At 58.2% G+C, this 13,775-nt stretch carries 14 protein-coding genes; 6 read left to right on the plus strand and 8 right to left on the minus strand.

The annotated features are described in order from the left end of the window. Nucleotides 1–5: 5 nt before the first annotated feature. Nucleotides 6–755: a VCBS repeat-containing protein gene (locus tag DHN60_RS09110; protein ID WP_306415987.1), complete on the minus strand. Its 750-nt coding sequence runs from the start codon at nt 753–755 to the stop codon at nt 6–8. A gap of 2 nt (nt 756–757) precedes the next feature. Continuing rightward, the gene (locus DHN60_RS09115; RefSeq protein WP_108837269.1) at nt 758–1,081 is read right to left on the minus strand and encodes a 2Fe-2S iron-sulfur cluster-binding protein; all 324 of its coding nucleotides are present in this window, start codon (nt 1,079–1,081) and stop codon (nt 758–760) included. A 127-nt stretch (nt 1,082–1,208) separates the two neighbouring features. Between DHN60_RS09115 and DHN60_RS09120 the strand changes: the two genes are divergently transcribed. Next, the gene (locus DHN60_RS09120; protein WP_108836995.1) at nt 1,209–1,643 is read left to right on the plus strand and encodes an OB-fold nucleic acid binding domain-containing protein; all 435 of its coding nucleotides are present in this window, start codon (nt 1,209–1,211) and stop codon (nt 1,641–1,643) included. A 126-nt stretch (nt 1,644–1,769) separates the two neighbouring features. Continuing rightward, nucleotides 1,770–2,297 carry a peptidoglycan-binding domain-containing protein gene (locus DHN60_RS09125; RefSeq protein WP_108836996.1) on the plus strand — a complete coding sequence of 176 codons (528 nt, stop codon included), beginning with the start codon at nt 1,770–1,772 and terminating at the stop codon, nt 2,295–2,297. Nucleotides 2,298–2,391: 94 nt separating this feature from the next. Here DHN60_RS09125 and DHN60_RS09130 read toward each other — a convergent pair whose 3' ends face one another. From DHN60_RS09130 to rpiA, 6 genes are all read right to left on the minus strand, one after another. Next, on the minus strand, nt 2,392–3,867 hold the full coding sequence (locus DHN60_RS09130; protein WP_108836997.1) for a DegQ family serine endoprotease: 1,476 nt from the start codon (nt 3,865–3,867) through the stop codon (nt 2,392–2,394). 163 nt (nt 3,868–4,030) lie between these two features. After that, nucleotides 4,031–4,225 (minus strand): DUF2065 family protein, encoded by a 195-nt coding sequence (locus DHN60_RS09135; RefSeq protein ID WP_108836998.1) that lies wholly within the window; start codon nt 4,223–4,225, stop codon nt 4,031–4,033. Further along, the gene (gene hflC / locus DHN60_RS09140) at nt 4,225–5,112 is read right to left on the minus strand and encodes a protease modulator HflC (protein ID WP_108836999.1); all 888 of its coding nucleotides are present in this window, start codon (nt 5,110–5,112) and stop codon (nt 4,225–4,227) included. The genes DHN60_RS09135 and hflC overlap by 1 nt, the downstream gene beginning before the upstream one ends. Next, nucleotides 5,112–6,278, minus strand: coding sequence for an FtsH protease activity modulator HflK (hflK, locus tag DHN60_RS09145; RefSeq protein ID WP_108837000.1), 1,167 nt, complete (start codon nt 6,276–6,278; stop codon nt 5,112–5,114). The genes hflC and hflK overlap by 1 nt, the downstream gene beginning before the upstream one ends. Nucleotides 6,279–6,351: 73 nt before the next feature. Beyond that, nucleotides 6,352–7,812: an FAD-dependent oxidoreductase gene (locus DHN60_RS09150; protein WP_108837001.1), complete on the minus strand. Its 1,461-nt coding sequence runs from the start codon at nt 7,810–7,812 to the stop codon at nt 6,352–6,354. A 12-nt stretch (nt 7,813–7,824) separates the two neighbouring features. Beyond that, complete coding sequence (gene rpiA, locus DHN60_RS09155) at nt 7,825–8,613, minus strand: ribose-5-phosphate isomerase RpiA (protein ID WP_108837002.1); 789 nt, start codon at nt 8,611–8,613, stop codon at nt 7,825–7,827. Between the two features lie 154 nt (nt 8,614–8,767). Here rpiA and DHN60_RS09160 point away from each other — a divergent pair, with 154 nt between their 5' ends. From DHN60_RS09160 to DHN60_RS09175, 4 genes are all read left to right on the plus strand, one after another. Beyond that, nucleotides 8,768–9,982, plus strand: coding sequence for an adenylate/guanylate cyclase domain-containing protein (locus tag DHN60_RS09160; RefSeq protein WP_108837003.1), 1,215 nt, complete (start codon nt 8,768–8,770; stop codon nt 9,980–9,982). A 357-nt stretch (nt 9,983–10,339) separates the two neighbouring features. Then, nucleotides 10,340–11,449, plus strand: coding sequence for a porin (locus tag DHN60_RS09165; protein ID WP_108837004.1), 1,110 nt, complete (start codon nt 10,340–10,342; stop codon nt 11,447–11,449). 157 nt (nt 11,450–11,606) lie between these two features. After that, a complete protein-coding gene (locus tag DHN60_RS09170) occupies nt 11,607–12,329 on the plus strand; it encodes a glutathione S-transferase family protein (protein ID WP_234423586.1) in 723 nt (240 codons plus the stop codon). 1 nt (nt 12,330) lies between these two features. Then, nucleotides 12,331–13,704: an L-serine ammonia-lyase gene (locus DHN60_RS09175; protein ID WP_108837005.1), complete on the plus strand. Its 1,374-nt coding sequence runs from the start codon at nt 12,331–12,333 to the stop codon at nt 13,702–13,704. Nucleotides 13,705–13,775: the final 71 nt, after the last annotated feature.

Consider the following 13,775-nt stretch of genomic DNA (forward strand, 5'->3'; position numbering starts at 1 on the left):
TTGCGTCAGTCAGCGCACTCCATGGCCCGCGCAAAGGCAGGGCGTGAGGTGTCGGTGCCGATGGCGCGCGTTTCGAACCCGTCGGCCATCCATGTGATGGCAACCAGCTGCGCCCAGTTGGCGGTCGCTACAATCATCTCGGGGCTGCCTGCGCAAGTGCGGATACCGCCAGCGATATCTGCCTCTCCGATCCGGTGATTGGTCACACCTCTGAGCGTCGCAACCTGGCTCAGGGTGCCCGCCTGATAGCGCCAGACGTGCAGAGTTTTGGCCAGATGGGGACGGTCAACAAAGGCAATCTCCACAACACCGTCCCCGTCGAGGTCAGCAGCCCCTATGGGAGCAAGCCAGCGATTACGCGTGCCTATATGCGGGGTCTCGGTGATCTTGCCTGACGGCCCATAGACCACCAAAGCCGCGCCAGCATTGACGTCAGATTCGACAACGATCACTTCGGGGGAATTGTCACCGTCCAGATCGGCCAGACGCGGGGCCACGTCTTCGAACACATGATCGATGGGCAGGGTGAATGTCGATATGCGCCCGTCTGTGAGGGTGAGCTCAAGCGCACCCCACTCGATGGCGTCTCCGAGGACCCCATGCGCATATCTGTCGGTAGGCTCAGTGTAACGCGCCGATGCAATGGTGTCGGCCTGCGCGCCACCGGGCACCGCGAGCCAAAGGCACACCGCCAGCAGCGCGCCGCGGGCGGTGCCGTTCAATAGGCGCAACAGCAGACGCGGCGCCCGGGCCAAGATCAGATCTGCTTTTCGGGCATCTGCACGATTAGGCCGTCCAGCGCATCAGTGACTTTCAACTGACAGGTCAGGCGCGATCTAGTCTCGTCCGGCTCATAGGCAAAGTCGAGCATGTCGGTTTCCATGTCGTCCTTGGCAGGTAGTTTTTCGACCCAGTCGGCAGCCACATAGACATGGCAAGTTGAACAGGCGCAAGCGCCGCCACAATCGGCCTCGATGCCGGGGATGTTGTTGTCACGCGCACCTTCCATCACCGTCAGGCCAGTGGCCACGTCCACCACATGTTCGGTGCCGCCGTGTTCGATATATGTAATCTTGGCCATGAAATGTGCCCCTTCGGTTTTGTCGCCTTGCGTGGTTCTAGCGATCCCTTTTTCGCCCCGCCAGCCCCTTTTGCACACAGACCCTTTTACACTTGCGATCTAAGACATATGTTCTATTTTTGTTCTCATGCGTGTTGCCCAAAATATAACCCTTCCCCCGCCGGGCACATCGGCGCGCGACTGGCCGCGCCCCCCATCCTGCCTGCGGGCATGTGATCTGAACGCACCGCCCGTCAACGCGCGCATTGCGGTTGCGGGCCTTGTGATCCTGCGCCAGCGTCCAGGCACCGCCAAGGGCGTGATCTTTATCACGCTTGAGGATGAAACTGGCGTGGTCAACATCATCGTTTGGCGGCACATCTACGAACGCTTCCGCCGGGCCGTGGTGGCAGGCCGGATGCTACGGGTGACGGGGCGGATGCAGCAGGCGCACAGTGTTACGCACGTGCTAGCCGAAGAGATTGAGGATATCTCGTCCCTGCTCGACCAACTTCTGGCTGAGGACACGGGCCGACAAATGGCGGCCGAGGCACGAACCGAAACATGGGACGGACGCAAATAGAGCATCAACCCGCCTGCTCCCCTTCTGGCAGCAAGGCAACAGCACACACACTCCACCACATGCGGGACTAGGCAGGCCACAGGCCCGACGCTATGCTGACAAAAAAGCCCACTCAGAGGCCCGAGCATGCGATCCATACCTTGTCTTTCTGCCTTCGCGGCAGCCCTATTCGTGACAGCCTGCGCCGAAAACGCAGCTGTTACCTCTTCCAACATTGATCCCGTATCGCTGGCGACCTCCCCACCCGGGGCGGAGCCCGGCACATGCTGGGACAAGACCGTCAGCCCGGCGATTGTAGAAACGGTCACCCGCAAAGTGCTGCTCCAACCAGCCCAGATCAGCAGCGATGGACGGATTCAAGCGGCACCCGTCTACAAGGATGAAACCTATCAGGAAGTGGTCAAGCCACGCGAAGCCACGTGGCACGAAATACCTTGTGCTGCCGATCTCACGCCTGAGTTTGTCTCGTCTTTGCAACGCGCCCTTGGCGCCCGTGACTATTATCGCGGACCAGTCACAGGTGAGCTGGACAATGCAACCAAAGACGCAGTCCAGCGCTATCAGCGTGATGAGGGGATTGAGAACAAGACGCTGTCCGTGGCGACAGCGCGCCGATTGGGTTTGATTGCCGTGCCTCGGGACACCGACGCCTGACCCAGCGCACCCCAGGTGCGCCTTACATCTCATCCGCCACAATAAAAAAGGCGCCCGGTAAGGGGCGCCTTTTCCAATTCAATGAAAGCGTTGGCTACTCTTCGAGGCTCAGCGCGACAAAGCGTGGGTCACCACCCCGCCGCACAAGCAACAGTAGCGACTTGCGTCCGGCGTCCTTAACTTCTTCGAGCCGCGTCTCGAAATCTGAGATGGATGTCACTTTTTGCTGACCCGCTTCGGTGATCACATCGCCTGCGCGCAAGCCCTTTTCATAAGCTTCGCTGGTCTCATCCACGGCCATGACTGCCAGCCCGTCTTGATCATCATCAAGCCCAAGTTCGGTGCGCATTTCTTCGGTCAATGTGCTAAGTGTAAGACCAAGAACATCGCGCGTCACGGGGCCTTCCGGTTCACCGTCCGGCGCCTCAACAGCGGCAGGCACAGCGCCTTCAGCCTCTTCACGACGGCCCAGCGTCACACGCAGGGTGACAGTCTCACCATCGCGGTACACAACGACGCGCACAGTCTCGCCCACGGGGCTGTTGCCCACCTGGCGAACCAGTCCACGTGTGTCTTCAACGTCGACGCCCGCAAAGCTCAGGATCACGTCACCGTCCTGCATGCCCGCCTCCATGGCAGGACCTTCAGGAACGGAGGTCACCAGAGCACCTGCAACAGGCTCAAGACCAATCGCCTCGGCGATGTCCTCGGTCACGTCCTGAATGCGTACGCCCAGCCACCCACGGCGGGTTTCGCCGAACTCTTGCAGCTGATCTACAACGCGGGTCACCACGTTGGATGCCATCGAAAATCCGATACCGATGGAACCACCATTAGGCGACAAGATCGCGGTGTTCACGCCGATTACTTCACCGTCCATGTTGAACAATGGGCCGCCCGAGTTGCCCCGGTTGATGGCCGCGTCTGTCTGGATGTAGTCATCATATGTTCCGCTGAGCGCGCGGTTACGTGCCGAAACGATACCAGCGGACACGGAAAATCCCTGACCCAGCGGGTTGCCCATCGCAACCACCCAGTCACCAACGCGCGCACCATCACTGTCGCCGAACGGGACAAACGGCAGCGGACCGTCGGCCTCGACCTTCAGCAGTGCGATGTCGGTGTTGGGGTCCGTGCCGATCAACTCGGCTTCCAGCTCATCACCGTTAAAAAATTCGATCAGGATCTCGTCAGCGCCTTCGATCACATGGTTGTTGGTGACGATGAACCCATCTTCCGAAATCACAAACCCAGAACCAAGTGCCGACGAACGACGGGGGCGGTCGCCTTGCCCGTTGCGGTCCTGAAACTCGCGAAAGAAATCTTCGAATGGAGAGCCTTCGGGGACAATGCCCTGCGGACCCGTACGCCCTTCTACAACCGTCGACGTGGTGATGTTGACCACCGATGGGCTGATCTGCTCTGCCAGAGGCGCGAGGCTCTCGGGGCGGGCATGTGCCATCACGGCCTGCACCAGCACGAAGGCGAGCGCGAGGACGCCTAGCCACAAGGCCCGCATCATATTTTGGTTTGGTAACTGCTTTGAAATAGCGATTGCCTGTCTTTGCATCAGGTTTCTCCTGGAACGTCACTTGGCCGGTTTTGGCCCGTTTGCACACATTCGTACGACCTTGCGCACAGGGTGCATGTAGGGTTGCATGCTTGCAACATTAAAGATGGCTTTGATCGGCAACGTTTCAATACTGCGTTACCACTGCGTGAAGATCGATGGGCTAAAGACCCAAAAAAAAGGCCAGCAATAGGCAAATCAGACCCGAGACACACACCAGTGCACCAAACTGTCGTCGAACCGGCAGCGGCAAAGTGCGCAGCATTTCAAGCACGCGCTCAATGAGCGAAGGGGCCAGCACATAGGCCAGCCCCTCCACAATCATCACAAGCCCAAGGGCAAGCAGCACCCAGGCCATCAGTCACCTTCGACGCTGCGCGATCCCTGATCGGAGCGTAGGTAGTTAAAGAATTCGCTGTCAGGCGACATGACCATTGTTGAGTTTTCACCTTTCAGCGCACGTTCGTACGCCGTCAGGGAACGGTAGAATTCAAAGAATTCCGGGTCCGCACCAAAAGCTTCGGCAAAGATCGCGTTGCGGCGGGCATCTGCTTCACCACGAATGATCTCGGCCTGACGTTCGCTGTCCGATACCAGTTCAACCACCGTCCGGTCGGCTTGGGCACGGACACGCTGAGCGGCCTCGTTACCGCGGGCGCGTTCGTCCGTCGCTTCACGCTCACGTTCTGCCCGCATCCGCTCGAAGGTCGCGTCGAGGTTTTCCGTTGGCAAGTCCGTCCGCTTCAGACGCACGTCGATGATCTCGACACCCAACGCATTGGCCTCGGCAATGGCCGAGTTCCGGATACGCAGCATCAGCGCTGCCCGGTCAGAACTCAGGATGTCGTTGGAAGACACCGAACCCAGCACTTCCCGCGTTTCCGCGCGCAGGATCGAATCAAGACGATCTTCAGCAAAGGCGATGCCACCGGCACCAACAGCCTGCCGGAACTGGTTCACATCCACGATCCGGTAACGAGCAAAAGCGTCCACGACCAAACGACGATCATCCAGCGGTGTAACCTCAAGCGGGTCAATATCGCGGCTAAGAATGCGGTCATCATAGCGGACGACCTCTTGGATCAGTGGGATTTTGAAGGCGAGCCCTGGTTCTTCTTTGACGGCGACGACGCGGCCAAACTGCAGGACCAACCCCTTTTCACGTTCGTCCACGATGTAGATCGAAGACAGACCAATGGCTGCGAGGATCACGATAATCGGCAGTAAATAAGTTGCTCGACGCATCAGTTCGATTCTCCCGTGTTACGGCGCAGTTCATTGAGCGGCAGGTACGGTACAACGCCCTGCCCTCCACCACCGGCAGACTCATCCAGAATGATCTTGTCCATCTGACCCAACACAGTCTCCATCGTCTCCAGATAAAGACGCTTGCGGGTCACATTCGGCGCCTTAACATACTCTCCCAGAACGGCAGAGAAGCGGGACGCCTCACCTTCGGCCTGGTTGACCTGCTGGGCGCGGTACCCTTCGGCTTCTTCAAGAAGCTGTGCGGATTGACCACGGGCTTCAGCCAGAACACGGTTGGCGTAGGCATCGGCCACGTTTTGCAAACGGTCCCGTTCCTGTTCCGCCGCCTGAACGTCGCGGAAGGCATCAATCACCTCGACGGGCGGGTCAGCCTTGTCAAAGTTCACCCGGATGACGTTAACGCCACTGTCATAGCTGTCGAGCGTGGACTGGATCAGGTCCTGCAACCGGTCACCAATCACACCGCGATCCCGGTTCAGAATCGGCGCAAGATCGGATTGTGCGATGATCTCGCGCATAGCGGATTCGGATACGGCGCGAATGGTTTGCTCTGGGTCACGCAGGTTGAACAGGTAGGCGCTTGGATCGTTGATGTTCCACTGCACCTGAAAGTCGATGTCGACGATGTTTTCATCACCCGTCAGCATCAGACCAGCGTCCGAGCCCTGACGACCCACACCAATCTCTTCGGTACGTTCCGTGGTGACCGCGATCACCTCGGCTGTGACAACCGGCCAAGGGGCAAAGTTCAGACCCGGCTCACCGATGCTCGAAAATTCGCCGAGAAATAGTTCGACCGATTTTTCTTCGGGACGCACAGTATAAAAGCTCGCCAGCCCCCAGAGCACGATTGCCGCCACAAGGGCGATGCCAATCGTACCGCGTGTCAGGAATGGGCCAGCACCACCGCCGCCACCACTACCGCCACCTGTGGAGCCGCCACCGCGCCCCCCCATCAGAACGCGCAGTTGTTCCTGGCCCTTTTTGACCAGTTCATCGATTTCTGGGATTTGCGGACCCTCGTTGCCGGGACGCTGCCCGCCATTGTTCCGGTCAGGACGGCGTGGGCCATTGCCACGTCCATCATCACCGTCGCCTGAATTTCCGCCGCCCCCCCAGGGGCCGCCCGTATTGCCAGCCATGTGGTGTCGTTCTCCTCTTGTCATGCAGCTGCACTGCATCTTGATCCGTAACCTGTGCTTTTCTCCCGAGAATTCAAGCAGTCCGCATGGGTGTCTTCATAGTTACGATCTCTTCGGACATTGTGGGGTGAACCGCAACCGTCCGATCGAAATCCTCTTTGGTTGCGCCCATTTTTATTGCAATCCCGGCCAATTGGATCATTTCACCCGCGTCGGGTGCGACGATGTGACAGCCCAAAACTGTGCGGTTGACTTTGCTGACCACAAGTTTCATCAAGACGCGATCAGGTTGACCGGCAAAGGCCGTGCGCATCGGGCGGAAGGATGTGCAGTAGACTTCGATCTCTTCCTTCTCGCGCGCGTCTTCTTCGCTCAGACCCACAGTGCCCATTTCGGGTTGGGTAAAAACAGCAGACGGGATCAGCTCGTGATCCACGGCCGTTGGGTTGTCTTTGAACACTGTCTCGACAAAGGCCATGCCCTCGCGAATGGCAACCGGGGTCAGGTTCACCCGGTTGGTCACATCACCGATGGCATAGACGCTGTCAGCGCCGGTCTTTGAAAATTCGTCAACGATGATCTCACCACGCCGACCAATTTCGATCCCTAGGTCCTCCAGACCCAAATCACGGCTATTTGGGTCCCGGCCCGTGGCAAACAGCACCACGTCGAATTCACGCGGCGCGCCACTCGTTGGCTTTACCCATACCGGTCCCTGCGCGCCTTTGGCGCTTGAGCCGAGCTCGACTGATTGCTGAGCGGTCGCACCCATAGCTGCATCCGTTGCCGTCGCAGCAGAGGCAGAATGGTCCGCGCTGGCTGGGGCCATCTCAACAATGTTGGTGCCCAGTTTTAGGTCAATCCCCTGTTCCCGCATCGACTCTGCGATCAACCCGCGCGCCTCATCATCAAACCCACGCAGGATTTGAGCCCCCCGATAGTATTGCGTTACCTCGACACCAAGACCGTTGAGAATGCAGGCAAATTCGCACGCGATGTATCCGCCTCCAACGATCAGGATAGACTTGGGCAAGGCCTCAAGATGAAAGATGTCGTCGCTGACGATGCCAAGATGCGCGTTGGGAATGTCAGGCCGGACGGGATGACCGCCACTCGCGATCAGGATGGTCTTGGCTGTTCGTGTCTCGCCGTTAGAAAGTTCGATCGTATGCGCGTCCTTCAGACGGGCGCGGGCATCAAACGTATCGACCCCTGAATTCTTGAGCAAAGAGCGGTATATGCCCTCCAACCGGTCCAGTTCTTCGTTCATGTGCCCACAAAACACCGACCAGTCAAAACTACCGTCTTGTATGTCCCATCCGTATCCACGGCCGAGGCTGGGCATCTTGGAAAATTCGCTGGAAAAAACCATCAGTTTCTTGGGCACGCAGCCACGGATCACGCAGGTGCCGCCATAGCGGTCTTCTTCCGCCAGCGCCACACGGGCGCCGACGTCTCCTGCCGCGACGCGCGCCGCGCGAACGCCGCCCGACCCACCGCCGATGACAAAAAGGTCGTAATCATAATCCGCCATTGGGGGGCTTTCCTACTCTGCCAGGTCCTTGAACAGGTTGTCCGTCTCAATAAAATCAATCCGGTCCTGCTCAACGGTGCCTTCATTGATGTCGCGCGTCTCAACACGACCGTCGCCATAGCCAACGACAACCGCGTCACAAATATCAATGAACAACCCGTTTTCAACCACGCCCGGCATCTGGTTGATCACAAGTGCGAGTTGACGGGGATTGCCGATGCGCTGCAAACTCAGATCCAGAATGTAGTTGCCCTCATCGGTGATAAAGGGGCGGTCGCCATTCATACGCATAGACGATTTGCGGCCCAGAACATCCATGGAAATCAGGGTCTCTTCGACCAGCGCCTGCGTGGTCTGCCAGCCAAAGGGGATCACCTCGATCGGGAGCGGGAAAGCCCCCAGATGTTCGACCTCTTTGCCGATGTCGGCAATCACAACCATTTGATCCGAAGCCGTCGCTACGATCTTTTCCTGCAACAGGGCTCCGCCCCCGCCTTTGATCAGGTTCAGATCACCGTCAAACTCGTCCGCGCCGTCAATGGTGAGGTCGAGCCATTTGGCTTCATCAAGGCTGATCACCTCGATGCCAACCTTCCGGGCCAGATCAGCGGTACGAGAAGACGTCGGCACGCCTTTGAAGCGCAGGCCACCATCGCGCACCTGATCACCAAGGCAACGCACCAGCCATGCCGCGGTTGACCCGGTCCCAAGACCGACACGCATTCCATCCTCGACATAGTCTGCAGCACGTTTGGCAGCGACAAATTTGGCCTTGTCGATGGGCGACAGTTCTCCGGTCATAATGTGGCGACTCCCCGAATGGTCATGGCGTTATAGAGGTACGTCTGCACTGTTGCGACCCCTATAGCCGGACAAAAAACCGCCAAGGCGTGACAATCCGCTTAATCTGCGAAACAAACATGACAAAGCTTTTGCACAATGAGGCACATCGCAGGTGGCCGACCTTTTTGACAACATCATCGCATGTTTGCTGGACCGTGCCCTCGGTGACGAAAGCATTGAGTCCACAGTCAGCGAACTGTGCACTCGTTTGGTCGATGGCGGGGTCCCATTGGCTCGCGTGAGTGTTGGGCGCACCGTGCTACACCCTGTCATCGGATTGATGGATATGGCCTGGGACCGCGAAACAGGCAAGGTCGAGACCAATGCACTGACCCGCGACGTCGTCCGCGGGATGACAGAATTCAATGCCCCATTTGGCACCATGTCACGCGGAGAAACAGACCGCATCTTTGCCGACCTGACCGACCCCGCCGACGTGGCCCGCTATCCCCTTTTTGCGGATCTCGCAGAACAAGGGATCACGGCCTACTTCGCGGCTGGTCGGACCTATGGCCACCGCCAGGAATTGTTTGACACCTATGGTAAATCGTTCCGAGGCGGCTCGGTGTCTTTCGCGACCAAACGCTTTTCCGGATTCTCCAAAACTGACATTGAAGGATTGGAACGGTTGGTCGCACCGTTTTGCATATGCCTGCGCATCGCGGATGATCGCTTTGTCGCCAACGAACTTATGGGGACCTATCTGGGCCGCATTACAGGCCAGCAGGTCCTGTCCGGCCACATCGAACGTGGCGACGGCCAGCAGATCGATTGCGCGATCCTCTATTCTGACCTGCGCGGGTCGGTGGACTTGTCTCAAGAGCTGGACACCCAAACCTACCTCGACACGGTAAATGCCTATTTCGACTGCGTGGCCACCGCCATCACCGAACACGGCGGCGAAGTTCTGAAGTTTATCGGCGACGGCGTGCTTGCGATCTTTCCCTTTGAAGACGTCAAACGCCCGCGCCCGAACATGTGTGCGGCCGCCCTTGCCAGCGCCCAAGAGGCCTTCGCGCGCGCCGATCATGCCAACAAAGCCCGTCTAAACAATGGCCTTCCTCCGATCCAATTTGGCATCGGCCTGCATGTTGGCACGGTAATCTACGGTAATGTCGGCACCGCGCGCCGCCTCGACTTTACCGCCACCGGCCCCGCCGTGGGTCTGGCCAGCCGGTGCGAAGGGATGACGCGCACCCTTGATACCCCGCTTTTGGCCACAGGTGCTTTTGCAGACCTATGCCCGACCACAGGCACTGAAAAAGGCGCGCACAGCATGCGCGGCTTCAATGATCCGGTGGAATTGGTGTCATATCCACTGGCGTAGCCAAAGGCGGGGTCACACCGCTCGACAATGCCATACGCCACGGCATCAGGCAGGCAATCACAGATAGCAGAACAAGAATCATACGCATGGGGCAGCTCCTCATGCCCTCAGTCAATGTTAGCCTGGTTAAGATCGCCTTAATCATGACGTGGATTTAGAAATTTAAGTCCCAACTAAGGTTGGGTAGAGATGTCAGCGCCCAAACGCTTCAAGCGCGGCCAAAGCGACACACCTGCAACCAGCTTTGGTACTACTTACGCGACAAGGTTGGATTGATCCTTTTCTGAATTTTCTTACCGCAATAGGCTGAACACAGAAATTTTGTGAGAGTGGCCGCTCGCCGCCTGAGGTGATCCAATGAACCAAACGTCTATCAAACGGGTGCTGACGACTATTGTTTGCGCAGTCTGTGCAACCCAGGTCGCGGCAGAACTCAAATATGACACCGGAAACGGCGGCTCTGTTCAGATTTATGGCCAGTTTAGCCCTGCATATCTTTCATTCGACGATGGCGTCTCGACCACGAGTGAAATCGTGGACAACACCAATTCCAACTCGCGCATCGGGTTATGGTATCGCAATCCAGCCGACTTTGGCGACTTTGCCATAAACTTGGAAACGGCTTTTGGTCTGCGCCCGTCTGGTGGAGTGAACCAAGTCATCAAACCTGATGCATTCGAATGGCGGCGCACTAACATCCGCAAGGTCGAAGCAATCTGGAATGTCGATCAATTCGGCACGTTCTCTTTGGGACAAGGGAGCATGTCGAGCGACGGAGCTTCAAGCCAAGATCTGTCTGGCACAACGCTCGTTCTATACAATTCAATCCCCGACACTGCCGGTGCGTTTACGTTCCGCACAACAGCGGGCGCTCTGACAGCTAAGACCATAAACGCGGCCTTTGCCAGCTATGACGGCAGCCGTAAGGCCCGTGTGCGCTATGATACACGTTCATTTAACGGCTTCCGACTGTCCGCTAGCTACGGTGAAGAAGTGCTCCTTAAGAATGTCGATAACAAAGTCTCTGATTTTGGAGTTTATTATTCCGGAGACGTTGGCAGCGTCACCATGGTCGGAGCGGTGGCCTATTCGCGCACCGAGTTTGACATCGGAGTGACGCGCCATAACACCGTGGGCTCGTTCAGCCTCCTGCATGACACCGGCTTCAACGTTACTGTCGCCGCCGGTCGCAGCAACGAAGCGGGAAGTTATGGCTATGCCAAGTTGGGGTACAAGACCGATTGGTTTTCGATAGGCTCTACCGCTGTGGCGATAGACTACTATTCAGGCAGCGACACCACATCACCGAACTCTGACTCTGACTCTGTTGGCATTGGTGTCGTACAATCCTTTGACGCTGCCAATCTTGAAGCATATTTGGGCTATCGCGAGTACAGCCTGAGCGAGACCACGCAAACCTACCGTGATGCGTCTTCCGTTCTGTTTGGTGCACGCTGGAAGTTCTAAAGCTATAATGTTTTACATGTCTGGCCGTTGCGCTTGTTGGTGCAAAGGTTGGAGGTCAGCCCCCCCCTAAGACGCAAAAAAATACGAAACCGGTCTTGCACGGCAAAGGCGGTTTTAGGCCGATAGATTTCCCGTGCTGGCGCTGTGTGTTCCAAAAATGGTCGCTTTTGTCAGGTTGCACGGCTCGGTCCGTGGTATCGCCTGCGCCATGCTCTACGTACTCCACTATGCCCCAGATAATGCCTCACTTATTGTTCGGCTCGCGCTCGACATCCTCGATCAATCGTTCGAGACCCGGCTTGTTGATCGCAGCAGCAACGCCCAAACCAGCCCACCCTATCTGGCCTTGAACCCAAACGGTCTGATCCCGACGCTGGAAACCCGCGATGGCGTGATGTTCGAAACCACCGCGATCCTACTTTACCTGCACGAACAACACGGGGCGCTGATGCCGGTTCGTGGCCCGGACCACGCGTCAGCGCTCAAATGGCTGGTCTGGCTGGGCAACACGCTGCACCCAAGCCAGCGGATGCTGTTCTATCCGCATCTTTATACGGACGGCGATCACGAGGACCTGCGCAGACCTACGCGCAAGCGGATCACCCGACTTCTCACCTTGCTTGAGACAGCAAAAGACACCGACTGGCTCGAAGGGCCACCTTCGGCCATGTCCTGCTACTTGGCGCCACTGCTGCGATGGTGTGCGCTCTATGGTGGACCAGCGTGGTTTGACCTGAGCATTCACCCCCGCCTGATGGACTTTGCCCGCAGGATGGAGCAGACCGAGGCAACGACCCGCGCCATCACCGCTGAGGGTCTGGGGCCAAAGCCATTCACGGCCCCCAAGCGCCCAAACCCACCCGAAGGATCAGCCCTCTAATATGTTTTTGTCCGTTTTCGAGATGTTCAAGGTCGGCATCGGCCCGTCCTCCTCACACACAATGGGGCCAATGGTGGCGGCTGCACGGTTTCTGGACATGATGCGCGCCTCTCCATTCCAATTCGCCGGCGTGCGCGCTTCCTTGCATGGCAGCCTTGCCTTCACAGGCGTGGGGCACGCAACGGACCGCGCCACGATCCTCGGCCTCGCCGGGTTTGTTCCCGACACCTACGACCAAGACAAGGCCGAAACGACACTCGTGGCACTCGCCAAGGACCACACGCTGCACCCGGAAGGCCTGCCCCCGCTGCACTTTGACCCCAAGACCGATCTAACCTTTGACTATGACACCCACCTGACCGGTCACGCCAACGGCATGATCCTGATGGCAACCGACGCCCAAGGCGACGTGATCCTACGGCAGGTGTTCTATTCCATCGGTGGCGGCTTCGTGATGACCGAAGAAGAACTGGCCGCAGGCAAGGCCACTGACGAAGGCGCGCCGGTCCCCTACCCGTTCAAATCCGCCGCCGAAATGCTAGAGATGTCGACCAACTCCGGCAAATCCATCGCAGTCATGAAACGCGCCAACGAGGTGTCGCGTGGCACCCCCGAAAGCCTCAGCGCAGGCACCGGGCGACTGTGGCAAGTGATGAACGACTGCCTTGAGCGTGGCCTGAGCACTGATGGCACCCTGCCCGGCGGCCTGAACGTGAAACGCCGCGCCAAGGATATCCATGACAAGTTGCAGGCCGAACGGGGCATGAACCTGAACGCCCCGCACACCATCAACGATTGGATGGCCGTCTACGCCATGGCCGTGAACGAAGAAAACGCCGCCGGTGGACAGGTTGTTACTGCACCAACGAACGGGGCGGCAGGCGTGTTGCCTGCAACCTTGCGCTACTACCTCGATCACGTGCCCGGCAGTTCCGAATCTCAGATAGAGGATTTCCTCCTGACCGCCGCCGCGATCGGGGGACTCGTGAAATATAACGCCTCGATTTCCGGGGCCGAAGCCGGGTGTCAGGCTGAAGTGGGCAGTGCAGCGGCCATGGCGGCGGCGGGCCTGTGCGCGGTAATGGGTGGCACCCCTCAACAGATCGAAAACGCCGCCGAGATTGCGCTGGAACACCATCTAGGGATGACCTGCGATCCTGTGCGCGGCCTCGTTCAGGTGCCTTGTATTGAACGCAACGGCCTGGGCGCGATTAAGGCGGTCAGTGCGGCTTCCCTCGCCCTGCGCGGCGACGGCACCCATCTGGTGCCGCTGGATGCCTGCATCGAAACCATGCGCCAAACCGGGGCGGACATGAGCGAGAAGTACAAAGAGACATCTCTGGGTGGTCTCGCTGTGAACGTGCCGAATTGCTAACATCGCGATTACGGATGTAGCCGCGATGGGGGGCAAGGGCTGCTCTAGGATTCGCGAGCGCGGGAGAACGG

The organism is Tateyamaria sp. Alg231-49 (assembly GCF_900143535.1).
Taxonomy (GTDB): domain Bacteria; phylum Pseudomonadota; class Alphaproteobacteria; order Rhodobacterales; family Rhodobacteraceae; genus Tateyamaria.

Excerpts from the sequence above, each read along its gene's own strand:
- DHN60_RS09120 (WP_108836995.1), top strand. The coding sequence starts at position 1,209 with ATGCGTGTTGCCCAAAATATAACCCTTCCCCCGCCGGGCACATCGGCG.
- DHN60_RS09165 (WP_108837004.1), top strand. The coding sequence starts at position 10,340 with ATGAACCAAACGTCTATCAAACGGGTGCTGACGACTATTGTTTGCGCA.
- DHN60_RS09175 (WP_108837005.1), top strand. The coding sequence starts at position 12,331 with ATGTTTTTGTCCGTTTTCGAGATGTTCAAGGTCGGCATCGGCCCGTCC.
- rpiA (WP_108837002.1), bottom strand. The coding sequence starts at position 8,613 with ATGACCGGAGAACTGTCGCCCATCGACAAGGCCAAATTTGTCGCTGCC.
- DHN60_RS09130 (WP_108836997.1), bottom strand. The coding sequence starts at position 3,867 with ATGCAAAGACAGGCAATCGCTATTTCAAAGCAGTTACCAAACCAAAAT.
- hflC (WP_108836999.1), bottom strand. The coding sequence starts at position 5,112 with ATGCGTCGAGCAACTTATTTACTGCCGATTATCGTGATCCTCGCAGCC.
- DHN60_RS09150 (WP_108837001.1), bottom strand. The coding sequence starts at position 7,812 with ATGGCGGATTATGATTACGACCTTTTTGTCATCGGCGGTGGGTCGGGC.
- DHN60_RS09125 (WP_108836996.1), top strand. The coding sequence starts at position 1,770 with ATGCGATCCATACCTTGTCTTTCTGCCTTCGCGGCAGCCCTATTCGTG.
- DHN60_RS09115 (WP_108837269.1), bottom strand. The coding sequence starts at position 1,081 with ATGGCCAAGATTACATATATCGAACACGGCGGCACCGAACATGTGGTG.
- hflK (WP_108837000.1), bottom strand. The coding sequence starts at position 6,278 with ATGGCTGGCAATACGGGCGGCCCCTGGGGGGGCGGCGGAAATTCAGGC.
- DHN60_RS09170 (WP_234423586.1), top strand. The coding sequence starts at position 11,607 with ATGGTCGCTTTTGTCAGGTTGCACGGCTCGGTCCGTGGTATCGCCTGC.
- DHN60_RS09135 (WP_108836998.1), bottom strand. The coding sequence starts at position 4,225 with ATGGCCTGGGTGCTGCTTGCCCTTGGGCTTGTGATGATTGTGGAGGGG.